The sequence below is a fragment of the Vibrio sp. R10-SG3-ISO3 genome (genome assembly GCF_059834225.1).
In genome coordinates, this window is the sequence record NZ_JCBDHE010000020.1 from 24,778 (window position 1) to 50,778 (window position 26,001).

General features: G+C 48.4%; 24 protein-coding genes. 17 read left to right on the forward strand and 7 right to left on the reverse strand.

Annotation, left to right across the window (positions count from 1 at the left end):
- Positions 1-2 precede the first annotated feature (2 nt).
- Together AC6R1A_RS05305 and tdh are read left to right on the forward strand one after the other, a co-directional pair.
- Positions 3-1,199: a glycine C-acetyltransferase gene (locus AC6R1A_RS05305; RefSeq protein WP_487901586.1), complete on the forward strand. Its 1,197-nt coding sequence runs from the start codon at positions 3-5 to the stop codon at positions 1,197-1,199.
- Complete coding sequence (gene tdh, locus AC6R1A_RS05310; RefSeq protein ID WP_500626967.1) at positions 1,199-2,230, forward strand: L-threonine 3-dehydrogenase; 1,032 nt, start codon at positions 1,199-1,201, stop codon at positions 2,228-2,230. Before AC6R1A_RS05305 ends, tdh begins: the two co-directional genes overlap by 1 nt.
- 95 nt (positions 2,231-2,325) lie before the next feature.
- Here tdh and AC6R1A_RS05315 read toward each other — a convergent pair whose 3' ends face one another.
- Together AC6R1A_RS05315 and AC6R1A_RS05320 are read right to left on the reverse strand one after the other, a co-directional pair.
- Positions 2,326-3,906, reverse strand: a complete 1,581-nt coding sequence (locus AC6R1A_RS05315; protein WP_500633980.1) for a BCCT family transporter — start codon at positions 3,904-3,906, stop codon at positions 2,326-2,328.
- A 244-nt stretch (positions 3,907-4,150) separates the two neighbouring features.
- Positions 4,151-4,903, reverse strand: a complete 753-nt coding sequence (locus AC6R1A_RS05320) for an SDR family NAD(P)-dependent oxidoreductase (protein ID WP_500633981.1) — start codon at positions 4,901-4,903, stop codon at positions 4,151-4,153.
- Positions 4,904-5,251: 348 nt separating this feature from the next.
- On the opposite strand from AC6R1A_RS05320, the gene AC6R1A_RS05325 reads away from it, so the two are divergent.
- Positions 5,252-6,565: an aspartate aminotransferase family protein gene (locus tag AC6R1A_RS05325; RefSeq protein ID WP_500629407.1), complete on the forward strand. Its 1,314-nt coding sequence runs from the start codon at positions 5,252-5,254 to the stop codon at positions 6,563-6,565.
- 74 nt (positions 6,566-6,639) lie between these two features.
- Here the strand turns inward: AC6R1A_RS05325 and pdxR are convergent, their stop codons facing one another.
- Positions 6,640-8,175 (reverse strand): MocR-like pyridoxine biosynthesis transcription factor PdxR, encoded by a 1,536-nt coding sequence (gene pdxR / locus AC6R1A_RS05330; protein ID WP_500633982.1) that lies wholly within the window; start codon positions 8,173-8,175, stop codon positions 6,640-6,642.
- 248 nt (positions 8,176-8,423) lie between these two features.
- On the opposite strand from pdxR, the gene AC6R1A_RS05335 reads away from it, so the two are divergent.
- The 4 genes from AC6R1A_RS05335 (at position 8,424) to AC6R1A_RS05350 (ending at position 11,530) form a co-directional block, all read left to right on the forward strand.
- A complete protein-coding gene (locus AC6R1A_RS05335) occupies positions 8,424-9,245 on the forward strand; it encodes a transporter substrate-binding domain-containing protein (RefSeq protein WP_500633996.1) in 822 nt (273 codons plus the stop codon).
- A 77-nt stretch (positions 9,246-9,322) separates the two neighbouring features.
- Positions 9,323-9,964, forward strand: coding sequence for an amino acid ABC transporter permease (locus AC6R1A_RS05340; RefSeq protein ID WP_500633983.1), 642 nt, complete (start codon positions 9,323-9,325; stop codon positions 9,962-9,964).
- 11 nt (positions 9,965-9,975) lie between these two features.
- The gene (locus tag AC6R1A_RS05345; protein ID WP_500629410.1) at positions 9,976-10,641 is read left to right on the forward strand and encodes an amino acid ABC transporter permease; all 666 of its coding nucleotides are present in this window, start codon (positions 9,976-9,978) and stop codon (positions 10,639-10,641) included.
- Complete coding sequence (locus tag AC6R1A_RS05350; RefSeq protein ID WP_500633984.1) at positions 10,634-11,530, forward strand: amino acid ABC transporter ATP-binding protein; 897 nt, start codon at positions 10,634-10,636, stop codon at positions 11,528-11,530. The genes AC6R1A_RS05345 and AC6R1A_RS05350 overlap by 8 nt, the downstream gene beginning before the upstream one ends.
- A gap of 190 nt (positions 11,531-11,720) precedes the next feature.
- Here the strand turns inward: AC6R1A_RS05350 and AC6R1A_RS05355 are convergent, their stop codons facing one another.
- The gene (locus AC6R1A_RS05355; protein ID WP_500633985.1) at positions 11,721-12,962 is read right to left on the reverse strand and encodes an MFS transporter; all 1,242 of its coding nucleotides are present in this window, start codon (positions 12,960-12,962) and stop codon (positions 11,721-11,723) included.
- A gap of 125 nt (positions 12,963-13,087) precedes the next feature.
- On the opposite strand from AC6R1A_RS05355, the gene soxR reads away from it, so the two are divergent.
- Entirely contained in the window at positions 13,088-13,552 is a 465-nt protein-coding gene (gene soxR / locus AC6R1A_RS05360) for a redox-sensitive transcriptional activator SoxR (protein ID WP_500633986.1), read from the forward strand.
- 242 nt (positions 13,553-13,794) lie between these two features.
- Entirely contained in the window at positions 13,795-14,676 is an 882-nt protein-coding gene (locus AC6R1A_RS05365) for an NAD(P)-dependent oxidoreductase (RefSeq protein ID WP_500628392.1), read from the forward strand.
- 91 nt (positions 14,677-14,767) lie between these two features.
- Here the strand turns inward: AC6R1A_RS05365 and AC6R1A_RS05370 are convergent, their stop codons facing one another.
- From AC6R1A_RS05370 to AC6R1A_RS05380, 3 genes are all read right to left on the reverse strand, one after another.
- On the reverse strand, positions 14,768-15,646 hold the full coding sequence (locus AC6R1A_RS05370) for an AEC family transporter (RefSeq protein WP_487901582.1): 879 nt from the start codon (positions 15,644-15,646) through the stop codon (positions 14,768-14,770).
- A gap of 95 nt (positions 15,647-15,741) precedes the next feature.
- Positions 15,742-16,482, reverse strand: coding sequence for a DeoR/GlpR family DNA-binding transcription regulator (locus AC6R1A_RS05375; protein WP_500633987.1), 741 nt, complete (start codon positions 16,480-16,482; stop codon positions 15,742-15,744).
- The gene (locus AC6R1A_RS05380) at positions 16,475-17,233 is read right to left on the reverse strand and encodes a glycerophosphoryl diester phosphodiesterase (RefSeq protein WP_500633997.1); all 759 of its coding nucleotides are present in this window, start codon (positions 17,231-17,233) and stop codon (positions 16,475-16,477) included. The genes AC6R1A_RS05375 and AC6R1A_RS05380 overlap by 8 nt, the downstream gene beginning before the upstream one ends.
- Before the next feature lie 278 nt (positions 17,234-17,511).
- Here AC6R1A_RS05380 and ugpB point away from each other — a divergent pair, with 278 nt between their 5' ends.
- The 8 genes from ugpB to AC6R1A_RS05420 all read left to right on the forward strand — a co-directional run bounded on the left by ugpB (position 17,512) and on the right by AC6R1A_RS05420 (position 25,990).
- Positions 17,512-18,819, forward strand: a complete 1,308-nt coding sequence (ugpB, locus tag AC6R1A_RS05385) for a sn-glycerol-3-phosphate ABC transporter substrate-binding protein UgpB (protein ID WP_500633988.1) — start codon at positions 17,512-17,514, stop codon at positions 18,817-18,819.
- Positions 18,820-18,872: 53 nt separating this feature from the next.
- Positions 18,873-19,754 (forward strand): sn-glycerol-3-phosphate ABC transporter permease UgpA, encoded by an 882-nt coding sequence (gene ugpA / locus AC6R1A_RS05390; protein WP_500633989.1) that lies wholly within the window; start codon positions 18,873-18,875, stop codon positions 19,752-19,754.
- Positions 19,754-20,602, forward strand: a complete 849-nt coding sequence (gene ugpE, locus AC6R1A_RS05395; RefSeq protein WP_487901579.1) for a sn-glycerol-3-phosphate ABC transporter permease UgpE — start codon at positions 19,754-19,756, stop codon at positions 20,600-20,602. Before ugpA ends, ugpE begins: the two co-directional genes overlap by 1 nt.
- A 3-nt stretch (positions 20,603-20,605) precedes the next feature.
- Complete coding sequence (locus AC6R1A_RS05400; protein WP_487901578.1) at positions 20,606-21,706, forward strand: sn-glycerol-3-phosphate import ATP-binding protein UgpC; 1,101 nt, start codon at positions 20,606-20,608, stop codon at positions 21,704-21,706.
- Positions 21,699-22,520 carry an HAD-IIB family hydrolase gene (locus AC6R1A_RS05405; protein ID WP_500633990.1) on the forward strand — a complete coding sequence of 274 codons (822 nt, stop codon included), beginning with the start codon at positions 21,699-21,701 and terminating at the stop codon, positions 22,518-22,520. Before AC6R1A_RS05400 ends, AC6R1A_RS05405 begins: the two co-directional genes overlap by 8 nt.
- 140 nt (positions 22,521-22,660) lie before the next feature.
- Complete coding sequence (locus AC6R1A_RS05410) at positions 22,661-22,825, forward strand: hypothetical protein (protein ID WP_487901576.1); 165 nt, start codon at positions 22,661-22,663, stop codon at positions 22,823-22,825.
- Between the two features lie 177 nt (positions 22,826-23,002).
- The gene (locus AC6R1A_RS05415) at positions 23,003-23,941 is read left to right on the forward strand and encodes a LysR family transcriptional regulator (RefSeq protein WP_487901575.1); all 939 of its coding nucleotides are present in this window, start codon (positions 23,003-23,005) and stop codon (positions 23,939-23,941) included.
- Between the two features lie 129 nt (positions 23,942-24,070).
- Complete coding sequence (locus AC6R1A_RS05420; RefSeq protein ID WP_487901574.1) at positions 24,071-25,990, forward strand: TonB-dependent receptor domain-containing protein; 1,920 nt, start codon at positions 24,071-24,073, stop codon at positions 25,988-25,990.
- The last annotated feature ends 11 nt before the right edge of the window (positions 25,991-26,001 follow it).

Here is a 26,001-nt window from a genome sequence, read left to right on the forward strand (position 1 = left end):
CAATGTCTTCTGCATTCTATCAACAAATTCAAGATCAAATCGAAGAAGTAAAGGCGGAAGGCCTTTACAAAGCGGAGCGAATCATTACGTCTCAGCAGCAAGCCGCCGTTAAAATCTCAACGGGCGAAGAAGTGCTTAACTTCTGTGCAAACAACTACTTAGGGCTCGCTAACCACCCAGATCTCATCGAGGCGGGTAAAGCGGGTATGGATGAGCACGGCTTTGGTATGGCATCGGTACGCTTCATCTGTGGTACGCAAGACATCCATAAACAACTGGAGCAAAAACTGTCTCAGTTTTTAGGTAAAGAAGACACCATTCTGTACACCTCATGTTTTGATGCGAATGCGGGCCTGTTTGAAACCATTCTGGGTAAAGAAGATGCGATCATCTCTGACGCGCTGAACCATGCCTCGATCATTGATGGTGTTCGTTTGTGTAAAGCGATGCGTTTCCGTTACTCCAACAACAACATGCAAGAGCTTGAAGAGCAGCTGATTGCGGCAAAAGAAGCGGGCGCTCGCCACATCTTGATCGTGACCGACGGTGTGTTCTCGATGGATGGCGTGGTCGCCAACCTTCCGGCTATCTGTGATCTGGCGGATAAATACGGCGCATTGACGATGGTCGACGACTCTCACGCCGTTGGCTTTATGGGCAAAACCGGCGCTGGTACGCATGAGTATCACGACGTAGTGGATCGCATAGATATCATCACAGGTACACTGGGCAAAGCGATGGGCGGCGCGTCAGGTGGTTACACCTCTGGTAAGAAAGAAGTGATTGAATGGCTGCGTCAGCGCTCACGCCCATACTTGTTCTCAAACTCTGTCGCACCAGCGATTGTCAGTGCATCACTTCGTGTGCTTGACCTGTTGAAAGAGAGCGGTGATCTGCGCGAGCGTTTGTGGGACAACGCCGCACATTTCCGTGCGCGTATGGAAGCGGCTGGCTTTACGATGGGCGGCGCGGATCATGCGATCATCCCAATTATGTTAGGCGATGCCAAGGTAGCGGCAGAGTTCGCTGAACGCGCATTGGCGAAGGGCATTTACGTCATTGGCTTCTCGTTCCCTGTGGTACCTAAAGGTCAAGCGCGTATCCGCACGCAAATGTCCGCGGCGCATTCTCGTGAGCAACTGGATCGTGCGATCGACGCCTTCATTGAAGTGGGCCGTGAGATGGAGATCATCCAATAATGAAAATCAAAGCACTCTCTAAACTTAAGCCTGAAGAAGGCATTTGGATGACGGAAGTGGACAAACCTGAGGTTGGCCACAACGATATCCTGATCAAAATTAAAAAGACCGCCATCTGCGGAACCGATGTCCATATCTACAACTGGGATGAGTGGTCACAAAATACCATTCCCGTTCCTATGGTCGTTGGCCACGAATACGTGGGTGAAGTGGTAGCGATTGGCCAAGAAGTTCGCGGCTTTGAAATTGGTGACCGCGTGTCGGGCGAAGGCCATATCACCTGTGGTCACTGTCGTAACTGTCGTGGTGGCCGCACGCACCTGTGCCGCAACACGATAGGTGTGGGTGTGAACCGCGAAGGTGCGTTTGCTGAATACCTAGTGATCCCTGCGTTCAATGCATTCAAGATCCCTGAAGGCATTTCTGATGATCTTGCTTCAATCTTTGACCCGTTTGGTAACGCGGTTCACACGGCGCTCTCTTTTGATCTCGTCGGTGAAGATGTGCTTATCACTGGCGCTGGCCCAATTGGCATTATGGCGGCGGCCGTCGCGCGCCACGTTGGTGCTCGTCATGTCGTGATCACAGACGTTAACGAATACCGCTTAGAGCTGGCACGCAAAATGGGCGTCACTCGCGCGGTGAATGTTGCCGAACAAAAGCTGGAAGACGTCATGTCAGAGCTTGGCATGACTGAAGGTTTTGACGTCGGTCTTGAGATGTCTGGCAATCCATCCGCCTTCAACTCAATGCTTAAAACCATGAACCACGGTGGACGTATCGCATTACTCGGTATTCCACCATCGGACATGGGCATCGACTGGAACCAAGTGATCTTCAAGGGCCTCGTCATCAAAGGCATCTACGGCCGAGAAATGTTTGAGACTTGGTACAAGATGGCAAGCCTGATTCAATCGGGCCTGGATCTGACGCCAATCATCACTCACCACTTCAAGGTCGATGACTTCCAAAAAGGCTTTGACGCCATGCGTAGCGGGGCTTCTGGGAAGGTTATCCTTGATTGGGAATAAAGACATCAATTAAACAAAGCGCTCCGATTGGAGCGCTTTTAGTTTATCTTTATATGACGCTGGATTAGTGTCACTGGATAAAGCGTTTAGGCGTCTTATTTTATACCTTGCTCATACATCATAATTTGCGCGTATTTTCTTCCGAACCAGATGCTAGGGAGAAGAACAAAAGAGACGGGTACCGCAGTCACAACGATAAACGATTGCAGTGCGTTGATGCCGCCCTTACCCATGGCGATTAGGGCGATGGCAACTAAGCCCATAGTGATGCCCCAGAATGCTCGTAATATCGCGTTGGGCTCTTTCTCTCCGCTGATGACCATACTGATGGTGTACGTCATGGAGTCTCCGGTGGTGATAATAAACGTTGTGGTCAGTATTAGAAATAGCAATGCAATCGGTGTCGAAAGCGGCAGTTGATCTGTGATAGCAAGCAGTACTGCAGGTAAATTAAAGCCCTCAAACGCTTGTGAGATGACGCCTGGGTTGGCAATTTCAAATGCGAGTCCACTGCCGCCAATTGCGGTAAACCAAAAACACGTCACTAACGGCGCGACAATGCTGACTGAGAGAACGAGTTGTCGGATACTTCGACCACGTGAAATACGAGTGATAAATATGGCCATCATTGGCCCGTAGCCGATAAACCAACCCCAAAAGAAAACGGTCCACCAACTAAGCCAGTCTGTGTCTGCTCGATAGAGGGCCATCACGACAAAGTTATCGAGCATACCTCCTACCCCTTGTAAGTAACCATCAATAATAAATTGAGTGGGGCCAAACAGCAGAATGAAGCCGATCAAAACTACTGAGAGAATGATATTGTATCGACTCACAATTTGAATGCCTTTACTAACGCCACTAAGCGCAGAAAGCGTGTACATAGCGACGGCGAATAGGATCACCATGGTCTGAGTCGTAAATCCATCCGAGATACCAAACAAAGCATTCAACGCGTAACTGATTTGCAGCCCTAAAAAACCGATCGGGCCGATGGTACCAGCAGCCACTGCAATGATGCAGGCAGTATCAATGATGTTTCCGAGTGAACCAGTTATGGCTCGTTGTCCAAATATCGGGTAGAGCAAGGTTCGCGGTTTGAGTGGTAGGCCTTTGTCGTAATGCAGGTGCATCAACACAACGGAAGACAGGCAACCAAGAATAGCCCAGGCCAAAAAGCCCCAATGCAGAAACGACTGAGACAAAGCATTGATGGCGGCTTCGATAGGGGGCGCTTCGCCATACAAAGGGGGGGCAGTTACGAAGTGGGCGATTGGCTCAGCAGCAGCCCAGAACACGCCACCACCAGCCAGTAGTGTACATAAAATGATAGAGATCCACTTAAATGTGCTTATCTCTGGGGTGAGCAGTCCACCCAATCGCACACTCCCGCTACGAGATACGGCTAAATAGAGTCCAACAATGAAGTTTGCAAGCAGAAGAACTTGCCAAAATGCTCCAAAGTATTCGGTCGCTAGTGCAAAACCTTGATTGACCCAATTTGAGAGTAAAGAGGTATTCGTTAGCGCTAAGAACACAAAGGCTATGAAAAAGGCGCTACTCATTTGAAATGTTGGATTCGTCAGTTGAAGTTGTTGAAAGAGCGTCGGTGCTCCGTTTTGAGTAGGACTTTCGGCCATTTCGGAAGTACTAATGGCGTGAGTCGTATTAGACATGTCGCTGTTCACTTTTTTGTGGCTGAACTTTGGCATTCAGCGTGTATTTGTCCTCGAATAGCTAGCATAATGCGAGGTGCGTCACGTTATGGTAACACGCCGGGCAGTTTGAAGAATACATGAAGCACGCATTGGAGGTGCTTCAAATTTGGCAGGGTGTAAAGCTGTGCTGACAATGATACTTAAGTTGCCAGCATAGCGGTCGTCGAACGAGCAGTGCGATCTACGGATAACACCTGGGCAATCAGTCTCTATCTATCGCAAAAGGTGACCACGCTTGGCGAGTCGGCATTACTTCAACCCTATTGACGTTGATGTGATTTGGAAGCGTAGCGATGTAAAACATATGCTCTGCAATGTCTTGTGCCGTTAAGGGTGTGGTGCCTCGATATAAGTTGTCCGATGCAGATTGATTTCCCTTCGTTCTGACCAACGTGAACTCTGTCTCCGCGATACCGGGAGCTAGGTCTGTCACACGTACTCCGGTCCCGAGGAGATCACAACGTAAGTTGTAGCTGAACTGTTTGACAAACGCCTTACTCGCACCATACACGTGGCTGCCGGGATAGGGCCATTGACCTGCAATAGAACCGACGTTGATGATGGTCGTACCAGCACCAATGTCAATCAGTGTTGGAAGTAAAGCATGTGTTACATTGACCAATCCTGTGCAGTTGGTTTCGATCATAGTATGCCAATCTGTTAGCGCTACTTCAGCAGCGCCTTCGGGTGCTAACGCCAGTCCTGCGTTATTGATCAGTGTGGTCACTTGTGCAAATTCGCTTGGAAGTTCATCGACCGCCTTTATTACCGCATCGGCATCTCGTACATCCAATTGAACAACGTGAGTAGGTACATCTAGGGACTCTTTTAGGTCCAGTAGTCTCTCTAGTCGTCTCCCTGACAGCACCAGAGACCAACCTTCACTGGCAAATTTTTGCGCGGCGGCGCGGCCAAAACCAGAGGTGGCACCGGTAATGAATGCGATATTTCTCATTTATTGTTACTCCCTGTTCATGTAGTAAAGGCTGGCGGTTTATTTAATTCGTGATAGACACACAGCCACTGAAGCCAGTCCGTATTCGAACCTATCCATTACAATGCTTTGCATCGATGACAGAGTCGGTGTAGAAGCATCTTGCATTGCCGTTGGTAGGCTGTCGCCAATGTAATTAGTCTGCTGTACTCTCCATAGAGCCAGTTTGCAAAAATCGCTAGGGCAGAGGAAAGGCACTGACTGACCCACGACTTTGTTTAAACTGACACTACGCTTTCTCCCAGTTTTCTCGCCAAGATAGCAGAGCGGCTCGCGACTCAGAGCGATGGTTTTGTACAGGAGAAAAAAATGGATTTGTTATCATCTGGTATCACTAACCAAGACGTTATTGATCTCGACAAGAATGTCTTTCACTCGTGGTCCGTTCAAGAGAGTGCGACGCCAGTGGCTATCGCGAAAGCTCAGGGCTGTAGCATGTGGGATTTCGAAGGAAAAGAGTACCTCGACTTCAGTAGTCAGTTGGTGAACACTAATCTTGGACACCAGCATCCTAAGGTGATTGAAGCGCTAAAATCTCAAGCCGATACGTTGGCGACGGTCGCACCTGCAACAGCCAATCTAACGCGAGGATTGGCGGCAAAATGTATTTTGGAACGAGTACCAGAGTACTTTAAGAAGGTTTTCTTTACCAACGCAGGGGCTGATGCGAATGAGAATGCTATTCGTATGGCCAGACAATACACAGGGCGAGATAAAATTTTGTCTGCTTATCGATCTTATCATGGCAATACCGGTTCCGCGATAGCAGCCACAGGAGACTTTAGACGTGTACCGAATGAATACAGTCGTGGTCATGTCCACTTTTTCAACCCCTATCTCTACCGAACGGAGTTCAATGCAACCTCTGAAGAAGAGGAGTGTGAACGAGCATTAATACACCTCAAGCGTGTCATTGAATGCGAAGGTCCTAGCTCGATTGCCGCAATCATCCTTGAGACTATTCCTGGAACTGCGGGCTTTCTACTCCCCCCAGAGGACTATCTTCAAGGCGTTCGTAACATTGCCACTGAATACGGGATTCAACTGATTTTTGATGAAGTGATGGTGGGCTTTGGTCGGACGGGAAAATGGTTCGCTTTTGAACACTTTAATGTAATACCGGATCTCGTCACCTTTGCCAAAGGAGTGAATTCTGGCTATGTCCCCGTTGGAGGCGTAATAGTAAGTGATCCAATTTGCGAGTTTTTTAAGTCCGAATTCTTTATGGGTGGGTTGACTTACTCTGGGCACCCACTGGCTATGTCGACCATTGTTGCAGCTATTGAAACAATGGAAGAAGAGGGCATCGTCCACTATGCAGATGAAATTGGTAACACACTTCTTGGCCCGACGTTAATTGCTTTAATGGACAAACGCTCTGTGATCGGTGACATCCGGGGCAAGGGCATGTTCTGGGCCGTCGAGCTAGTTGAAGATAAACAGAGTAGAATACCTCTGAGCAATGAAAAGATGGCGCGAGTTAAGCACGAGCTTACCGAAAAAGGGTTGCTAACGTTTATCGTAAACAATCGAATTCATGTCACTCCTCCGCTCATCATAAAACCCAACGAGATTAAGCACGGTATAGATATCATCAGTGATGTATTGGCTGAATTTGATTGATATAGATTTCTGCACTCAATTAATAATGCCAAGCATGAAGCTTGGCATTGTTCGTCTTGTTTACCTCAGGCCGATTACGTTAATCCGTCGAAGGCTTTGGCCAGTGCAACTATACCTGGTTGTATCAACGGCTTATCAATAGAGTGAAACCCAAGTCTAAAATAGCGATTCGCATCCTTACTCATTGTATCGGTACCGATGAAAGCGTCACTATCACTGGTAGGCTGAGAGGGATTTATAAAGTGAGAATGTCCTGCCTCAACTAACACACCATGTTGAGCTGCTCGAGAAACGAGTCTTTGACTACAGACTCCCGCAGGCGTTTGTAGCCATAGTGCATTGCTCAACTCGTTTTTTGCTAGTCTTTCACAATAGGGAATGTGCTTTTTTACTGCATCATTAATGATATCCCAGCGCTGACGGGTATTTTCCCGAAAACGGCGAACAAAACTGTCGTAATATCCTTGCGAGATGAAGTGTGCCATTTCCATTTGCAGCCGTGTGGGTGGGTGACGAATCATTAGTCGCCTAAGAGCCCTAAGCTCATAAATGAGCTCTTCCGGTGCTACGATGAATCCCAATCTGAGTCCAGGAGCAAGTATTTTAGAGAAGCTGCTAACATAGATGACTCGACCAGACTTATCTTGAGCTTTTAGTGCGGGGGCGGGGTTAGATTCGAAATTGCTATTGGAATCGTAATCATCTTCGATAATGATAGCGTCGTTTTGCCGCGCAGTTTCCAATATGGCTTTGCGACGCTGCTGGCTCATGGTTACCCCAGTTGGGGCCTGATGGCTAGGAGTGACATAGAAGTAGTCGCACATCGATGAGAGAGAGTTTAGCTTAAGGCCGTTCTCGTCGACTTGGTGGGGGTGTAACTGTGCACCTGCAAGTGCAAAAATATTGTAAGCTTCTTTATAGCCTGGATTCTCCACGCCAACGCGAGAGTGGCGATCCATGAGAAGTTGTGACAACAAATATAAGCCGTTTTGTGAACCAATGGTAATAAGTATCTCATCATTATTGGCCAGAATACCTCTTTGTGGGAGTACTCTAGTCCGTATCTGTTCGATAAGCAGCTCAACATCTTTATCAACTTTATCACACAGCCATCCATGGTTTTGAGAATCCGCGATCACTTTTCTTGAGGCTTCACGCCAATGCGCCAATGGGAATTCATTGATATAAGGCTGGCCATAAATAAAGGGATACTGATAACAGCTCCAATGACTCGGCTTGACTATTCTTGGAAACAGGTGCGAATCGACCTTGATCTTGCTGTCCCAATTTGGTGCGGAGTCTGCACTATTTTCTTCTTTCTCACAAAGTTCAATGTGGTTATCGGTATCTTGATTTTTATAGTTATCAGCCAGGTAGTAGCCACTTCGAGGTCGGCTTACTAGATACCCATCGTCGAGCAAACTTTCATAAACTAGCGACACTGTATTGCGTGATACTTTCAGCTGCCGAGACAGCTTTCGGCAGGATGGGAGCGCCTGATCGGAAGAAAAACTACCTGCAAGGATGGCTCTCACCAGATATTCTCGAACCTGCTCTTGCAGGCTTCGGGTTGAGTCAAATTCAATATAACACTGGTAGTCAATAGCCACGACGTCTACCTCCGATGTAATCAGTAAGAACAAGTTTTCTTACTGGAGCAAGAAGTAGACCAAAGTGTATACCGCCAAAATTGCGCTAAAAGCTGTCCCATTGCGATGTAAAAATTGGCTCTACCTGATAATCCGTACAAATCTCTAAAGTGAAGCTGTTGATGAAATACGTTCACAAAATCAATAAGGAAGGATATATGAGACATGGAATGATGTTGAAAAAATGGTTTTCTGTTGCAGCTATCGCTATGGCTATAGGAACATCTGTGACGGCGTTCAGCGCTGATCTTCCTGAAGTTATGCAAAAGGGCGTGTTAAAGGTGGCGACAGAAGACAACTACTCTCCCTTTAACTACATTTTTCAGGGGGAGCCAAGTGGTATCAATAAAGAGCTACTCGATGAGCTTCGTGAGTACGCTAAATTTGAAGTAAAGCAAGACATTTTGCCTTGGACTGGGCTGCTCGCATCGGTATCTGCAGGACAATATGACCTTGCGTTAACGGGGGCAATCGTGACAGATGCTCGCCTTCAAGTGTTTAACTTCACGCCCCCTATTGCCTCTGCACAACACTATTTTGTCGCTCGAGCTAAAGACGATTCAATCTCTGGTGTGTCTGACTTAGATGGTAAAACGGTTGGTCTTCAGGCGGGCAGTGCGTTGCTTGAGCGTCTACCTGAACTAGAGATGATGCTGGAAGCCCAAGGCAAGTCACTTGGGAAAGTGGTCGAATATCAATCTTACCCGGAAGCTTATGCGGATCTTGCGAATGGTCGGGTCGACTATGTAATCAATAGTATCGTTTCGGTCAATGAGGTAGTTAAAACCAAATCAAATGTGTTCAAAAAAGGTGAGGCGGTTTCTGGCCCTGGCTTCGTTAGCTGGCCAGTACCGAAGGAAAACCCGGAACTGCTGGCTTATTTAACAGACTTTTTCAAACACTTAAAAGAAACGGGTCGTCTCGCAGAGCTTCAAGAGAAGTGGTTTGGTGAATCTTTTGATGACCTCCCGATTGAACCTATCACAACCGTTGATCAGTACCACTCACTCACTGAAGTTAACCCAAGCTGATGGAGTAGTTCGCACTGGGGCTGATAGACACTGATCAGCCCTGATTCAAAATTAGTACTGTCGGGAGGACTGTCAAAATGGACTACTATGCATGGATGCAATTATTGGAAGGCGCATGGACCACAGCGTGGATTTCGTTGGTTTCTATTGGGCTTGGAGTGGCTATTGGGTTGATTATCGCGCTGATTCGCATGGCTCACATTCCTATTGTAGATCAATGTCTTGGCATCTACGTGAGTTGGGCAAGGGCGACTCCGCTGGTCACCTTAGCGTTGTTTATTTTCCTGTCTTTCCCCGCTTTTGGCCTTAGTCTAGATAAACATTTATCCGCTATTTTATGCTTAACGCTTAACACTTCTGCATTTAATGCTGAGATTTGGCGTAACGCTTTTCTTAACTTCTCCAACGGTCAACGCGAAGCTGCAGAGGCTATCGGTATGTCCCGTTGGACCTACTTTCGTCGCATTATGTTCCCACAGATGGTAATCGTTAGTTTACCCGCTCTGGTTAATGAGATGTCTTTCCTCATTAAGGGCAGTCCAGCCATCGCCGTCATCGGGGTCGTTGACCTGACTAGAGTCACCAATCGTATTGCGGCGGTCACTTACGAACCACTCGGGCCTATTCTTTGTGCAGCGCTACTTTATATGGGGTTCATCGGTTTGCTGATCAAGTTACAACATATGGCTGAGCAGAAAGCCAGTCACTTGGCGGCTTAGGAGAGATCAATATGAACGAATGGCAAATCATCTGGGAACAACGTGAGGTCTTTCTCTACGGGCTTTTCACGACTGTGGTGTTATTTGTTGTCGCATCCACGATCAGTTTTTTTGTTGGCTTAGCCTTATTGGGGCTACTAGAAAACGGACAGCGTGGTCTAAAAATAGGTGTCACGCTGAGCATCAATATCATGCGAACCTTGCCCTTTCTTATTCTTGCTTACTTGCTTTATTACGGGCTCCCACAAATTGGCATTCGTATGGATGCTATCACTTCGGGGTTGGTCTCTTTATGCTTGTACCACAGCACGTATTTTTGCGAGATTTTTCGCGGTATTAGGAAAGAGATGGATCCCGGTTACATCGAGGCAGCAGAGTCGTGCGGATTCTCTAAATTCAAGACTTTTACTAGGGTGATTGCTCCCAACGTCCTGTTCAAATCTATCCCTCTTATCGCCAACCAGTTAATCATTTGCTTAAAGGACACGGCGTTCTTGAGCATTATCACTGTTAGTGAAATCACTGCAGCGGCCAACAGTATTCAGTCGACCTACTTTATTCCACTCAATGCGTTTATCGTCGCAATTGGTTTGTATTGGATAGTGAGCATTGTAGTCGAACAGTTAACAAAACGAGCACTTAGCAAAGTGCAACAGCGAGGTCTAAGTTATGCTTAAAATATCATCTGAAAAAACGTTTGACAGGATAGATGAAATCGCGAGTGAGAATACGCAATTGCATGTTGTTGAGCCGGTCACTTGCGAGTCGCTACAAGGCGCAAGGGTTGGTCATCAGCCATTAAAGTCTCTGAACAAAACCACTATCCAGATTAAAAACTTGTCAAAACAGTTTGACGGTATCGAGGTATTAAGAGATATCAGTCTGAGTATTGAAAAAGGTGAAGTGGTAAGCATTCTTGGGTCATCTGGATCAGGGAAGTCGACATTGTTGCGTTGTATAAACTGGTTAGAGCAGCCAGAGCGTGGTGCTGTCTATATTGGGGGAGAACGTATTGGTGTGAGTAGTGACACCAATAAGCCTGTTAAATACAAACAACTAGCGAAGATGCGGCAACGTGTTGGAATGGTATTTCAGAGTTTCAACTTATGGCCTCATCTAACCGTCAAGCAAAATGTCATGGAGGCACTAATTCACGTCAAAAAGTGGTCCAAAGAGGACGCACAAGCTATGGCGGAAACTCAACTACACAAAGTAGGAATGTCACACAAACTTGATAGTTACCCTAGCATGTTATCAGGTGGGCAAAAACAACGTGTAGCGATTGCTCGCGCTTTGGCGATGGAGCCAGAGGTTCTCTTATTTGATGAACCGACGTCAGCGCTCGATCCCGAACTGGTCGAAGAAGTACTGGCGGTGATGAAAAAGCTCTCAAAAGAGGGATATACCATGGTTATCGTCACTCACGAAATGGATTTTGCACGACAAGTATCCGACCAGGTCGTGTTTTTAGAAAAAGGGATTTTAATCGAGAAGAATCATCCAGAAAAATTCTTCACCGACCCAGACTCCGAGCGAGTACGTCAATTCTTAAAGATCGATGCGTAACTTTCACGTCGTTGGGCGTTGTTAGCGCATGGCGCGCGTTGTTATATAGAACGGAGAAAGCAGTTCTTCGTTCTATCCCTGCTGTTTCTATTCGTACTTTTGCGAAAGCCAGTTTACATCTACACCTTAAAATACTGCAATTGCGCTGATAAATGATCGGTAGTTTCGGCCATGTGTTGATTACCTTTGATCACGTTGCGGTGGCAGATAACTCTCCTCTCTGAATAGAAGCGTTCATAACGCTGGACTCTGGTGCATGAGTCAGTAGCCAACGCATGGCGAGGGTCGCTCCTCCCATGGTGATTGCAGCGAGTAAGAACCCCAGTTCGATCCACTGGGCATGACTGAGCAAAGCGATCAGCACATAGCTCATACTCTGGGTTAGAGTGGCAAACATTTGCAAAGCACCGTCGGCGCGGCCTCGTTGATGGATGGCGATGGTGTGGTGCATCCAGTTCGTTCGCGCGATTCGATTTAACGCGTTAAAAAGGCCAAATAACAAGGTGAAGACAAGCAAGGTCGCTGGGCTTAATGAGATGCTCATCCCTAGTACCATCACACTACTGAGCGACATGGCGAGCAGCATGGTGCGGGGTAAGGCGCGACGGGTCAGTAATTTGTGTACGATGAGTCCGGTGAGCAGCGAGCCAATCCCAAACGCCATGTTGTAGCCCGCGAGCCAGTGCCCAGCAATGTGCTGCTGTGCAAACCAGATCGGCACCAACTTTCCCAAGTAAGTCAAAATGGGGTAGGAGAGAGAAGAAAGCATCAAGAAGGCGTAAAAGCGTGGTTCAGAAAGCACGATGGAGCGGCTTTCGACGAGTTGTTGCCAAAAGCGTACTTTACGTTCGGCGCGAAACGCTTGTCGATAAGGTGTCACCAGGTAACTGATACCCGCCAATGTGGATGCCAACATGGCAAAACCTGAGAATTCGACAATTCCCCATTGCTCGAGGAGCACAATACCTAACGCGCCAGCACCTAGCGTGGTGCCTTGCATTATGATCTCTTGTTGTCCAGAAATCGTGGCGTATTCATGGTGATCATAATTTTCTTGGGTAAACGCATTGTTGGTAGACCAAGCCAGATTGCTCGAGACCCAAAACACCAGTTGCGCGAGTGCCAATAGCCATGGGGATTGCATGCCGTGGTATGACAGGATCATCACCAGCGCGGCGCAAATGGCTTGCACCCATTGGACCATCACTAAGATTGTTTTGCGTGAATGGCGGTCAATCAAGGTTGAAAAGAAGGGGGTGAAGAAAAATGAGAGACCAGTACAAGTGAGTGCCACTAAGGCGACAAAGGTGCCCATATTGTCCGATTGCAACATGAGCCAAGGCAGAGCCATCATAAATAGCCCAGAAGAAATGCCATCAAAAAAGCGTCCGGTTAGGTAGGGAGTGGTCTTATTGCGTCCGTGTAATGTCATTGTGGTGTTCCTTTCTGTGTACCAATATTGATCAGTTGCTGCTACTCTAAAACCTCAAGTTAACTTTAGGTAAAGCGTTATTTTTCATTTGAGTCGATAACGTTCGAGTGAATTAAGGAGCCAAGATGGAACTGACGGTCGGAGAGGTCGCTAAACGTTCAGGTGTTGCGGTGTCGGCCTTACATTATTATGAGCAGAAAGGGCTGATCTTCAGTTGGCGTAACGCCGGGAACCAGCGCCGATATCATCGAAGTGTGCTGCGACGTGTTGCCATCATTAAAGCTGCTCAACAAGTTGGACTGACCTTGGAGGAGATCGCGGCATCGTTTGCCCACCTTCCACACCACCAAGCGCCCAATCGGCAAGAATGGCAAGTGATGGCGTCAGGGTGGCATCAACTGCTTGAGCACCGCATATTGCAGATGAAAGCGCTGCAACAGGACTTAGGTGGGTGTATTGGTTGCGGCTGTTTGTCGATGGAGAGTTGCGCTATTTACAACCCAAGTGACATTCGAGCGCAAGCATCGCCGAGTGAAACGCGGCTGACCGATCCTGAAAACTGGTCACCTGTGTTAGATGATGAGCGCTAAAGGCGGACAATTCCCATCATTTGGTCACACAAATAAGCGTTTTCTACGATTCATTGGTGTGATTTTTTCTTCTTTTTTCTGGGCAATGTTTGTGTTTTAAAACACTGTCTCATTCTGATTGAGTTCACAATTCTAAGGCTTTACCGCAATTTTTATTGAATCAAGGATTGCGTTAGCCGCTCATGAGCGGTATTCTACGACCACATCATATAATCATACAATATTGCATTTAGGAGTCTGAAATGACTAAACCTGTAATTGGTTTCATCGGTCTTGGCCTTATGGGCGGCAACATGGTTGAGAACCTACAAAACCGTGGCTACGAAGTTAACGTTATGGATCTTAACAAAGACGCAGTCGCTGCTGTTCTTGCTCGTGGCAACGCCTCTGAAGCGACGTCTGGCAAAGAACTGGCTGAGAAAAGTGACATCGTAATGCTATGTCTGACGACTTCTGAAGTGGTTGAGAAAGTGGTTTACGGTGAAGCGGGTATTCTAGCGGGTATGTCTGAAGGCAAAACGCTCATCGACTTTGGTACTTCTATCCCAGCTTCGACTAAGAAGATTGGTGCTGACCTTGCTGAGAAAGGCGCGGGTATGATTGACGCACCTCTAGGTCGTACACCTGCACACGCGAAAGATGGTCTTTTGAACATCATGGCAGCAGGCGATATCGAAACATTCAACAAAGTGAAGCCTGTTCTTGACGAGCAAGGTGAAAACGTCTTCTACCTAGGCGCACTAGGTTCAGGTCACGTAACTAAGCTTGTTAACAACTTCATGGGTATGACAACGGTTGCGACAATGTCTCAAGCATTCGCTGTTGCTAAGCTTGCAGGCGTAGACGGCCAACAATTGTTTGACATCATGTCAGCAGGTCCATCTAACTCACCATTCATGCAGTTCTGTAAGTTCTACGCTGTAGATGGCGAAGAAAAACTAGGTTTCTCTGTTGCTAACGCTAACAAAGACCTTGGTTACTTCCTTGCTCTTTGTGAAGAGCTAGGTACTGAGTCTCTCATCGCTCAAGGTACTTCTACAAGCCTACAAGCGGCTGTAGACGCTGGTCTAGGTCAAAACGACGTACCGGTTATCTTTGACTACTTCACTCAACTGAAGAAGTAATTAATGATGATGTGAAAACAGCGGCCAATGGCCGCTGTTTTTGTTTATACATCGCTTGGACATGTCAACGCCAGTTAGCAGAGATAAGCAGTTAACCCAGAGATAAGGCGAATGTCAGCAGCAGGGGCAGAGTGATCAAACTGAAGAAGTTACCAAACAGCACCATCGACGCCACTTTCGTCGGCTCAACTCCAAACCGTTCGGCAAACAGGTAGTTCATTACTGCCGGTGGTAACATGGTAAACAGCACCATCATTTGCAGCTCCAAAGTCGGCAGCGGCACAAACCAATAGATGACGGCAAACGCCACTGCACCCGTCGACAAGGATTGCAGCGTGCACAGCACACCGATACGAAATCCACTCAAACGCATATGACACATTTGCGCCCCTAAAGAGAGCAGCATTACGGGTACCGCGGCTTGACCGAGTAACACCGTCGCTTCATACAAAGGGGACCACACACCAATCCCACTTAGGTTGAGAAAAAGCGCTGCGCTGGCCGCCAGAAAAATCGGCATTTTGACCACTTGTTTGATTGGGTTGCCTTCACTCAGCAGCGCTAAGCCGATACTGATGTGCAAGCAGGCGGAGACCACGAACAGCAGAACCGCAGGCGCCAGCGCCGTCTCACCAAACGTATAGGTAAAAAGAGGGATCGCCAAGTTACCGCTGTTGCGAAACATATGTGGCGGCGCCCAGGCTTTAAAGCGCAGTTTACTGATGGCGCAAATTGGGATCATCAATAGCCCGGGTAATAAAACTGAAATGAGTGACGCACTCAAAAGGGGCAACTGGTTGGTATCGAGAGGCATCGCAACCAAAGAAGAGAACACCAACGCGGGGGTGAAAGCGTCCATGTTGATGCGGTTGATCGGTTTGAAGTCTGGTTTTAACCAACGCCCAACAGAAAACCCAATCAATACCAACGCAAAGACGGGGAAAAGAATGCCAACAACCTGCTCGACCATAGCTTTCCTTGCACTGAGTTAACGGCCTCGTTAACTGAAAAAAACAAAACAATGTTTCTACGTTAACCCATCTTGAGGGTGAAACCTAGAGCAGGTTAGGCTTGTTTGCTGTCTTTGAAGATGCGATCAAAATATTCCAATGGCGCGACTTTGGTATTGGCGCGTCGCTGCCATTTGCTGTCGTTGGCCACTAACCAACGTTGCTCTGCATGGGCCAATATCGCTTGGCTGACACGCGCCTCCCGCAATTCGTGCTCCATCACATACTGCGTCACTTCTGTATTCTCTAGGCCACTGCGTATATCACTGACCGCTGCGCAGCCAATAATACCAATGTCAGCACTGAACTGAGCGAAAAAGTCGGCGACTTTATCATCCACCACATCGCGATCATTGCTGCGAATGCGCCCGCCTGGGATCCAGGTTTCCACCTCTTCAAACTGGGAGAGAATATGCGCCGCCTCAAAGTTGTTGGTCACCACACGCAATTCTCGGTGATGCCCAAGCTGCTCTGCAATCGCGGTGATGGTTGTGCCGATACCCAAAAACAGAGTGCAACCATTGGGAATATGCTGCACGACGCGCTCGGCAATGGCGTGTTTGTCCTTGGCATTCGTCATGCGTCGTGAGGTGTAACTACGGTTGCTCAGGGTGGCAGGTAAGCTGACACCGCCGTGGTGACGACGGGTCAAGCCTAGGTTGCACAGTTCGTTGATGTCACGGCGGATGGTTTGTGTCGTGACATCAAACTGCTGAGCCAATTCATCAATCGAACAATATTCCTGTTGATGAATGCGCTCAATGATCGCGTGTTGGCGGAGTGAAAGATTATCCATGAATAGCGTGGCGTTCGGCACCAGTGTGAGTTTCGTTACGCTGAGTATAACGCTGAGGCACGTCGGTGATCATCATATCGACGCCCCATAAGCGATGTGGCTCAACTAATTCGGGAAAGTTGGGGGTGTAGCAGTAGAGTTGATAACCCATCTGCTTAATCGCTTTGGCTTGCGCCTGTGTCAAAAAGCGGTAGTCGCAGTGCACGCTGTAGGCATCAATTTGAGTCAGGACCGACGCCGCGTCATAGGGAATGCTTTGCCACAATTGCCCGCGGCGCACATCGGGTAAATACTGTTTGATGCATTGCAAGGCATGAGTGCTAAAGCTCGAAAAGAGCAGGGTTTGAGGGTTAATACCCATCTCATTGATCACCTCAGCGACGTGATGGCACAGGCGATCAATGTCCGTGTGAGGATAGAGTTTGAGCTCAATGTTGAGGTTAACATTGGCCGCTTGGGTCAAGGCCAATGTTTCCGCTAAGGTAGGGATTGGTTCCCCTTCAAACTCATCAGAAAACCACAACCCGGCGTCGAGTTGTTTCAGTTGCTGTAACGTCAACTCACTCACTTTACCTTTGCTGTTGGTACAACGGTTCACCGTGTGGTCATGAATCACCATGGGCACATCATCGGCGCTCAGTTGGACGTCGATTTCTATCCACTGGCAACCCAATTCAACGGCACGCTGAAACGCGACGAGTGTGTTTTCTGGCGCAAGGCTAGAGAGGCCGCGATGGGCCATGGTTGGGATAAGGGTAGGGAGTGTTGTCATTGTTCTTCACTGTCTATGTTCATTTTGTTTCAAACGAACTCTGTCATCTTCATGTGACCGTTTGATGACACCCAAACAGGCATTCAACCGAAAGTTAAGTTTCATTTATGTTCATTTAAGTGTCATCTCAGCGTAACTTTCGCTAATTAATGTTCACTTGAATTCTGAAGCAGCGAATGTGAAAGAGAAGTGAACATCCGCTGAGGTTTAACCACACTAGGACTTTACGCAAGTAAGACTCACATAAGGGAACCATTATGTCTATCAAACACCTGACCGGTTTGGCCGTCACCGCAGCACTACTGAGTGCGCAAGCTCAAGCGAAAACAGAAGTGGAATGGTGGCACGCCATGGGTGGTGCGCTAGGTAAAAAGGTCAATGAAATAGCGGCGGATTTTAATGCCAGTCAAGATGACTACGAAATCAAACCTGTATACAAAGGCTCATACGCAGAAACCATGACAGGTGCGATTGCGGCATTTCGTGCGAAAGAGCAGCCAGCCATTGTGCAGGTTTTTGAAGTCGGCACGGCAACCATGATGGGTGCCAAGCAGGCCATCTACCCGGTTTACCAGTTGATGGAAGACACCAAAGAGCCGTTTGATCCAGACAACTACCTCTCCGCTGTGACGGGTTACTACACCACCAGTGAAGGCCAAATGTTGTCGATGCCATTCAACAGTTCAACGCCTGTGCTGTACTACAACAAAGCGATGTTTGAAAAAGCGGGCATTACAGAGGCACCGAAAACCTGGCAAGAGATGGAAACCGTCTCACGCAAGCTGATCGAGTCGGGCGCTAAGTGCGGCTTTAGCACCACTTGGCAATCTTGGACGCAAATTGAAAACTTCGGTGCTCGCAATAATGTCCCTGTCGCCAACAACAGCAATGGTTTTGACGGACTCGATACCCAGTTCAAGTTCAATGAGTCGGCGTTTGTGAAGCACATTGAGAAAATGGGCGAGTGGTCAAAAGAAGGGATCTTTAAGTACGGCGGTCGTCAATCCGATGGTATGCCACTGTTCTACACCCAAGAGTGTGCGATGACCATGGGTTCGTCGGCGGGGCTAGCGGGCATTAAAGAGAACATGAAAGGCATTGACGTCGGTGTAGCGCAGCTGCCGTATGACGCGGAACTGGTCGACAAACCGCAAAACACCATTATCGGTGGGGCCTCGCTTTGGGTACTGCGTGGTCACTCTGATGAAGAGTACAAAGGGGTAGCGAAGTTCTTCTCATATCTCTCTAGCCCTGAAGTTCAAGCTGATTGGCACCAGTTTACCGGTTACCTACCGATCACTAAGGCTGCCTATGAACTGACCAAGAGCCAAGGCTTCTATGAGGCGAACCCAGGCACTGACACCGCTGTCGTACAGATGACGTCGGTTGAGCCAACGGTCAACTCCAAAGGCATTCGCTTTGGTAACTTCTTGCAAACGCGCGATATCATCAACGAAGAGTTAGAGGCCGTTTGGTCTGGTAAAACGACGGCGAAAACAGCATTGAACAATGCGGTAAGCCGTGGTGATGAGCAATTGCGCCGCTTTGAGCGCACGCAAAAGTAACACCCTCGTTTGGCGGAGCGAGTGTGCTCCGCCTTTTTCTATCTGGATTATCTATGTCATCGCCTGTTATTTTTAAACATAAATGGCTGCCCATTGCGCTGATCGCCCCGCAACTGGTGATCACCCTGGTCTTTTTTATCTGGCCGGCTGGGCAAGCGATTTTTCAATCATCTCAACTGGAAGATGCGTTTGGGATGAGCCGTGAGTTTGTTGGCTTGGAAAACTTCGAAAAGCTGCTTCACGATCCGTATTATCTCGATTCCTTATTCACGACGCTACAATTTAGTCTCAGCGTAGCGGTGCTTGCGTTGGTCAGTGCGTTGGTGCTGTCGGCCTTTGCCGAGCATATCGTTCGTGGCAGCACCTTCTATCGTACCTTTCTGATCTGGCCGTATGCCGTTGCGCCTGTGGTGGCGGGCTCTTTGTGGCTGTTTCTCTTTGACCCAACGATTGGCGTGGCCAGCCAACCCCTCCAGTGGATAGGGGTTGATTGGAATCCGACACTCAATGGCACCCACGCGATGTGGATGGTGATCATCACCTCAACGTGGAAACAGATCAGCTATAACTTTTTGTTCTTCTTAGCGGCGTTGCAGTCCGTCCCCCGTTCATTAATTGAAGCAGCGGCCATCGATGGCAGTGGGCCGGTAAAGCGTTTTCTCACCATCAGCTTCCCGTTGATTTCGCCTACGAGTTTCTTCTTATTGGTCGTTAACTTTGTCTATGCCTTTTTCGACACCTTCGCCATCATCCATGCGATGACGCAAGGCGGGCCGAGCAACAGCACTTCCACGTTGGTGTACAAAGTCTACAACGATGGATTTATTGGTTTGGACTTAGGATCGTCGGCTGCGCAGTCGGTGGTGTTAATGGTGTTGGTCGCGACGTTAACCGTGTTCCAATTTAAGTACGTTGAGAAGAAGGTGGCTTACTGATGGTAGAACGCAGACCCTTATTCACTCTATTTTGCCACTTTGTGTTGGTGGCTGGCATCGTCTCGATTGCACTACCAGTCTGGATTGCGCTGGTGGCGACCACCCATGAAAACACCGCCTTTGCGACAGGAACGCCACTTTGGTTTGGCGACCTCGGTTTCAGTGTGTTTAACGAACTACTGAGTAATGCAAGCCAAGTCAATAATACAGCACTGCCGATTACCGGTATGTTATTGAATTCCCTCGTGATGGCACTGTGCATCACCTTTGGTAAACTGACCATTTCGATTTTGTCGGCCTATGCGGTGGTCTTTTTTCGCTTTCCGGGCCGCATGTTGGCGTTTTGGATGATCTTCTTCACCTTAATGCTGCCAGTGGAAGTGCGCATTATGCCGACCTTTGAAGTGGTCACTAATCTCAACATGCTCAATTCGTTTTATGGCTTAACCATCCCACTGATCGCCAGTGCGACGGCGACCTTTTTATTCCGCCAGTTCTTTATGACGGTGCCAAGTGAGTTGGTGGAGGCGGCGCGCATTGATGGCGCAGGACCGATTAAGTTTTTCTTTGACATATTACTGCCGCTCTCTCGCACCAACATCGCGGCGCTGTTTGTCATCACCTTTATTTACGGCTGGAACCAATACTTATGGCCGTTACTGATCACCACCGACATCGAGTACTACACCATAGTGATGGGCATCAAGCAGATGCTGGGTGTTGTCGATGGGGTCATTGAATGGAACAAAATTATGGCCACGACCATTATTGCCATGTTGCCACCGGTCATTGTGGTGCTGGCGATGCAAAAAGCGTTTGTCAAAGGTCTGGTTGATTCGGAGAAATAATTCATGTCTACACTTACTCTCAATAACGTAGCGAAATGCTACCCGAACGGATACCAAGCGATTCATGGTGTCGATTTGACCATTCACGATGGCGAAATGGTGGTCTTAGTGGGGCCAAGTGGCTGTGGTAAATCGACGTTACTGCGTATGATTGCCGGCCTGGAAGCGATCAGCTCTGGGGAGCTGTCTATCGATGACACCATCGTCAATGCGCTCGAGCCGAGTGAGCGAGATATCGCGATGGTGTTTCAAAATTATGCCTTGTATCCACATATGACGGTCTACAACAACATGGCTTATGGGCTACGCAACCGAAAAACACCGAAGGCAGAGATTGACGCTTTGGTGAATGAGGCCGCTAAAATGCTCGAGTTGGATCACTTACTGGATCGCAAACCGGGTCAACTCTCTGGAGGGCAAAGACAGCGCGTGGCGATGGGGCGAGCGATTGTTCGCAAACCTAAGGTCTTTTTGTTTGATGAGCCCTTGTCGAACCTCGATGCCAAGCTGCGCGTACAGATGAGATTGGAGATCAAAAAGCTGCAACGCCGTCTCGCGACCACATCGATTTATGTCACCCACGATCAAGTCGAAGCCATGACCTTGGCCGACAAGCTAGTGGTATTGAACAAAGGGAACGTGGAGCAGGTGGGTACACCCCTTGATATCTACGACTACCCGGCTTCTCTTTTTGTCGCGACTTTTATTGGTTCTCCCTCCATGAATATTCTTGATGCGAGTGTAACCATTGATGGTATTGAATTGGCTCAGGCGCTCTATCCGCTAGAGACCGCATCGCTGAATCTGGGCGATATTAAGCTTGGGCTCAGACCGGAGCACCTGCAGCTGTGCGATGATAACCCGTGGTTCCACGTTGAAGTCGAGTTGATCGAAGCGCTGGGCGCTGACCTCTTGCTCTACTGTAAAACGCTCGACGAAGAGGCGCAGCGTTTGGTGGTGCGGGTTGAAGGTCATAGCAAAATCGCCATCGGTGATAGCTTTGGTGTCGACATCAAACCCGAGCATCTGCATCTTTTTGATGCCAACACCTCGAAGCGCATTTCACTGACAGAAGGCCGCCATCAAGAGGTGGTGAATGCCTGATTCGTTGCTTAGCGCTAATCAAGCGTCGCTCGCGTCTATCACCTGGTTACTCACCGATGTCGACGACACGTTAACCTGGCAAGGACAGCTGCCTGCGCAAACGCTGAATGCGTTAACGCTGCTGCGTGATGTCGGCGTGAAAGTGGTGGGTGTCACGGGTGCTTGCGCTGGATGGTGCGATCAAATGGCCAAACTCTGGCCGCTCGATGGTGTGATTGGTGAAAACGGCGCGTTTTGGATGCGCCGCAGCGAGAGTGGGTTCATCACCCACACGCTTACGCCTTTGGATGAGATGAAGCGCCAGCAGCGAGCGTTAATTGAGCGTATTGCCGAGCGGCTGCGTGACTACCCAGACGTAACGTTTGCCAGCGATCAAGCGTTTCGTTACTGCGATGTCGCAGTCAACACAGGTCAAGAGCGTACTCCGTTATCTCCAGCGTTGTGTGAACAACTGCTTGCTGACATTCGCGCTATCAAAGTGGACGGGCAAGTCGTCAATGCGACACAAAGCTCGATTCACATCAACGCTTGGTTGGGTCAGCACACTAAGCGCACCAGCAGTGAAGCCTATCTTCGCGCGCACAATCATGGCCAACTGCCGGCGTTGTCCAATATCGCTTACGTGGGTGACTCGCTCAACGATGAAGGGATGTTCGAGTGGTTATCGACGACCTTTGGCGTGCACAACATTCGCCATGTTCTGAGTCAGCTTAATCACCAGCCGCAGTGGATCACCGACTCAAACGGCGGGTTTGGTTTTGCTGAGCTGGCAGAGCGAATTGCGCTTGCTAAGCGAAGTGAAAATGCGCGGTAGAACCCCCTCCAATCTTAAAATCTCGCCTCGCTTTGTCATTTTGTGTCAAGCAGGGTAAGGTTCGGTAAAACGACTCGCGCCTATCGCCGGTACTAGCTAGATTAAAAAGGAGCAATGAAGACGGTCACTAAGAGGGACAAATGATGAAAACATTAGCGGTGATTTTGGCGTGTATAACCTTGGCAGCGTGTACATCCGGTTATAGCAATCAAACCAATCTAGAGAGCAACGGTCACTACAGTGCTGCTCAATCGACCCCCAACCCATCGAATGACGCGGCGGAGCTGTTAGTTTTTGGTGAGTAACCGGCGAGGCGATGACCCTGTACGGATTAAGCCCTGCGTTAAGGCAGGGCTTAATGGTATTGACTTCTTAAGGGCGAGTGTCCCTGTCATGGTTTGCTCAATTTATTCCTGACATTTCTCTTAGCAAAGATTACCCTAGCGGACTAAGACGAATTTTGACTCTAGAGTTGTCCAAGCATGAATGTATCCCAGGTCGACATTAGCTCGCTGCTGATTTTGAAAAACTTACTCGAAGAGAAGCACGTTTCGAATACTGCTTTGGCGATGAACATCAGCCAATCTTCGGTCAGTCGAGCTTTGCAGAAAATGCGAACGCTGTTTGATGATGAGTTGTTGGTGCGCACCAATTCGGGTTATGAGTTAACCACCAAAGCCGACAGCATTAAACAAGACATCAATCTCATCATCAATAGCTTGGAAACGCTTGTTCATAAGCAGTCTTTTGATCCCAGTAGCATCGAAACCACCGTTCGCTTTTTTGGCTTGCAGCCGCAAATCAATACTTTGATGCCGCCTGTTATTGCACAAATTCGCCAGCGTGCACCCAATATGATCGTCAGTTTGGATACCACGCCGCAGCGTCACTTTGAGGCTCTAATTGCTGGCGATGTGCACTTTGCACTCTCGTCACATGAGCCCGCCAGTGGCGACCAAAATCTTTATCGTGCACTGGTCTCCAAGCGGGATTTTCGCTTGTTGATGAGTAAATCGCATCCACTGGCCAATGAGACATTAACAGCCGAAAATTTGTTGGGCTGTAGCTTTGGTCAAATCTCGTTGCAGGGCGAGAAAACCCTCTCTTTCGAGCATAAATTTATGGAACTTGGATTAGTGGACAAAAAGAATCGCTTGTCGATTCCGGTGCAACTATCGAACTTCCATGCTGCTCCAGATATTGCGGCGACCAGCGATATTATTTTCCACTTGCCAAGCCCCTACGCGCAGCGTGCATGCCAAGATGCGCGTCTGATTGCGAGAGAAGTACCGCCAGAGTTGAGATTGGCGTTCCAACATGTCTATTTGTATTGGCATAAGCGTTTTCATGACGACCCTATGTGTATTTGGGTTCGCGGCATCTTTAAGGATCTGTTTGACGTAGAGCACACATCTGCATAAAAAGGCCGATCGTTATGCATAAATGGGATAATGGCATTCGCCATTATTGATGATAATGTAGTTGCGAATCATTTTCATTAGATATTAAATTGAGAACGATTATCAATTATATGTCTAAGAAATACCATTATGTCTATTTGCCCATTTTCTCTTCGTCCTGTTGCGTTGGCGATCGCCAGTGCGGCAGTGGCATCCATGCCGTCCTTCGCCGATGACAACTCTTCTATGGAAACCCTAGTTGTCACTGCGGCAGGTTACGAGCAAACTGTGACTCAAGCGCCGGCTTCCATTAGTGTTATCGACCGTGCTCAAATCGAGAATCGCGCCTATAAGGATCTTACTGATGCATTACAAGACATCCCGGGTGTGACCGTGACCGGTGGCGGTGATGGTCAAGATATTTCCGTCCGCGGTATGCCTTCAGAATACACAGTGATCTTAGTGGATGGCCGTAAGCAGTCTGGTCGTGAAACGCAGACCAACGGCAGTACCTTTACCGAGCAAGATTGGCTTCCACCTCTGAGTGCGATTGAGCGTATTGAGGTGGTACGTGGCCCAATGTCTACTCTATATGGCTCCGATGCACTGGGCGGTGTGATCAACATTATCACTCGTAAAGACTACCAAGAGTGGCACGGCAGTCTGCAAGTGGAGACGACGCTGCAAGAGAATTCTCGTTCAGGCAATGGCTATCAAGGTCAGTTGTATCTTGCGGGCCCAGTGATTCCAGATCTGCTGAGTGTATCGCTAACAGGTCTTTACCAAGAGCGAAAAGAGGATGAAATAGAAGGTGGTTATGCGGGTAAGACGCTCGACAACTACCGTGCTGCGGTGCATTTGACCCCGACTGATGAAGATACCTTTTCGGTTGAATACACTCAGCATGATCAAGAGCGTGTCACGACGCTTGATAAGTCAGTATCACGCGAGTCACAAGTCGCTGAGCGTGAATATCAACGTGAATCACTGGCTGGGACTCACTCGGGTAATTATCAATGGGGTAGTGGCACCACGTTTATCAGCACAGAAACAGTACGTAACAACGGTGCTGAGAAAGAAATTGAAAACAGTTTACTCAACACACAGTGGAGCTTACCCCTTGCTGCACATTACTTGACCTTGGGCGCCTCCTTTGAGCAGAAAGAGTTGACGGACGACAGCAACGCACTGGCGTCTAAAAACAAGCAGTGGTCACTGTTTGCCGAAGACGAGTGGTACTTAACGGATGACTTTGCACTGACGCTGGGTCTTCGCTACGACCAAAATGATATTTTTGATGGTCACTTTAGCCCGAGAGTCTATGGGGTGTGGTCACTGGCTCCTGAATGGACACTGAAAGGGGGCGTATCGACAGGTTACCGAGCGCCGACACTCACAGAAATGGATGAAGAGTGGGCGCAGCCTAGTTGTAACGGTCGTTGCGATGTGTATGGTAATGCAGACCTATCGCCTGAGACCTCGGTGAATACCGAGGTGGGCCTCTATTTTGTTGATACTGCGGATTTATCTGCGAATGTCACGCTGTTTTATAGCGAGTTCAAAGACAAAATTGAAAACGACTTTGTCGACCCGAGTTGTACCGACCGCAGACGCTGCGATCGCACCTACGTCAATATTGACGAGGCTAACACTTACGGTGTAGAAAGTTCTGTGGCGAAAAGCTTGACGCGCACGATTAAAGTCAGCGCGAGTTACACCTATACTCACAGTGAGAAAAAGACCGATGACGAGGACAACGGATTGCCGCTTGTGCAGTCACCTGAGCATCTAATTTCTGCCAATGGTGATTGGGCGATTCGCGATGACGTTAACTCATGGTTGCGTGTCAATTATCAAAGCCGTGAGAAAGACAACATTACCAGCACAAGCACGCGCACACTAGCACCGTCTATCACCTATGTTGATCTCGGAGCAAATTGGCGAGTGACAGACAACGTTAAGTTGATGGCAGGCATTTACAACCTGTTTGATCAAGAAACAACGGTGGATGAGTATGGTTATGTTGAAGACGGGCGTCGTTACTGGTTAGCGGTTAACACCACTTTTTAATAGGATAAGAG

Coding starts and splice junctions, on each gene's coding strand:
- AC6R1A_RS05305 (WP_487901586.1), top strand. CDS start 3: ATGTCTTCTGCATTCTATCAACAAATTCAAGATCAAATCGAAGAAGTA.
- tdh (WP_500626967.1), top strand. CDS start 1,199: ATGAAAATCAAAGCACTCTCTAAACTTAAGCCTGAAGAAGGCATTTGG.
- AC6R1A_RS05315 (WP_500633980.1), bottom strand. CDS start 3,906: ATGTCTAATACGACTCACGCCATTAGTACTTCCGAAATGGCCGAAAGT.
- AC6R1A_RS05320 (WP_500633981.1), bottom strand. CDS start 4,903: ATGAGAAATATCGCATTCATTACCGGTGCCACCTCTGGTTTTGGCCGC.
- AC6R1A_RS05325 (WP_500629407.1), top strand. CDS start 5,252: ATGGATTTGTTATCATCTGGTATCACTAACCAAGACGTTATTGATCTC.
- AC6R1A_RS05335 (WP_500633996.1), top strand. CDS start 8,424: ATGGCTATAGGAACATCTGTGACGGCGTTCAGCGCTGATCTTCCTGAA.
- AC6R1A_RS05340 (WP_500633983.1), top strand. CDS start 9,323: ATGGACTACTATGCATGGATGCAATTATTGGAAGGCGCATGGACCACA.
- AC6R1A_RS05345 (WP_500629410.1), top strand. CDS start 9,976: ATGAACGAATGGCAAATCATCTGGGAACAACGTGAGGTCTTTCTCTAC.
- AC6R1A_RS05350 (WP_500633984.1), top strand. CDS start 10,634: ATGCTTAAAATATCATCTGAAAAAACGTTTGACAGGATAGATGAAATC.
- AC6R1A_RS05355 (WP_500633985.1), bottom strand. CDS start 12,962: ATGACATTACACGGACGCAATAAGACCACTCCCTACCTAACCGGACGC.
- soxR (WP_500633986.1), top strand. CDS start 13,088: ATGGAACTGACGGTCGGAGAGGTCGCTAAACGTTCAGGTGTTGCGGTG.
- AC6R1A_RS05365 (WP_500628392.1), top strand. CDS start 13,795: ATGACTAAACCTGTAATTGGTTTCATCGGTCTTGGCCTTATGGGCGGC.
- AC6R1A_RS05370 (WP_487901582.1), bottom strand. CDS start 15,646: ATGGTCGAGCAGGTTGTTGGCATTCTTTTCCCCGTCTTTGCGTTGGTA.
- AC6R1A_RS05375 (WP_500633987.1), bottom strand. CDS start 16,482: ATGGATAATCTTTCACTCCGCCAACACGCGATCATTGAGCGCATTCAT.
- ugpB (WP_500633988.1), top strand. CDS start 17,512: ATGTCTATCAAACACCTGACCGGTTTGGCCGTCACCGCAGCACTACTG.
- ugpA (WP_500633989.1), top strand. CDS start 18,873: ATGTCATCGCCTGTTATTTTTAAACATAAATGGCTGCCCATTGCGCTG.
- ugpE (WP_487901579.1), top strand. CDS start 19,754: ATGGTAGAACGCAGACCCTTATTCACTCTATTTTGCCACTTTGTGTTG.
- AC6R1A_RS05400 (WP_487901578.1), top strand. CDS start 20,606: ATGTCTACACTTACTCTCAATAACGTAGCGAAATGCTACCCGAACGGA.
- AC6R1A_RS05405 (WP_500633990.1), top strand. CDS start 21,699: ATGCCTGATTCGTTGCTTAGCGCTAATCAAGCGTCGCTCGCGTCTATC.
- AC6R1A_RS05410 (WP_487901576.1), top strand. CDS start 22,661: ATGATGAAAACATTAGCGGTGATTTTGGCGTGTATAACCTTGGCAGCG.
- AC6R1A_RS05415 (WP_487901575.1), top strand. CDS start 23,003: ATGAATGTATCCCAGGTCGACATTAGCTCGCTGCTGATTTTGAAAAAC.
- AC6R1A_RS05420 (WP_487901574.1), top strand. CDS start 24,071: ATGTCTATTTGCCCATTTTCTCTTCGTCCTGTTGCGTTGGCGATCGCC.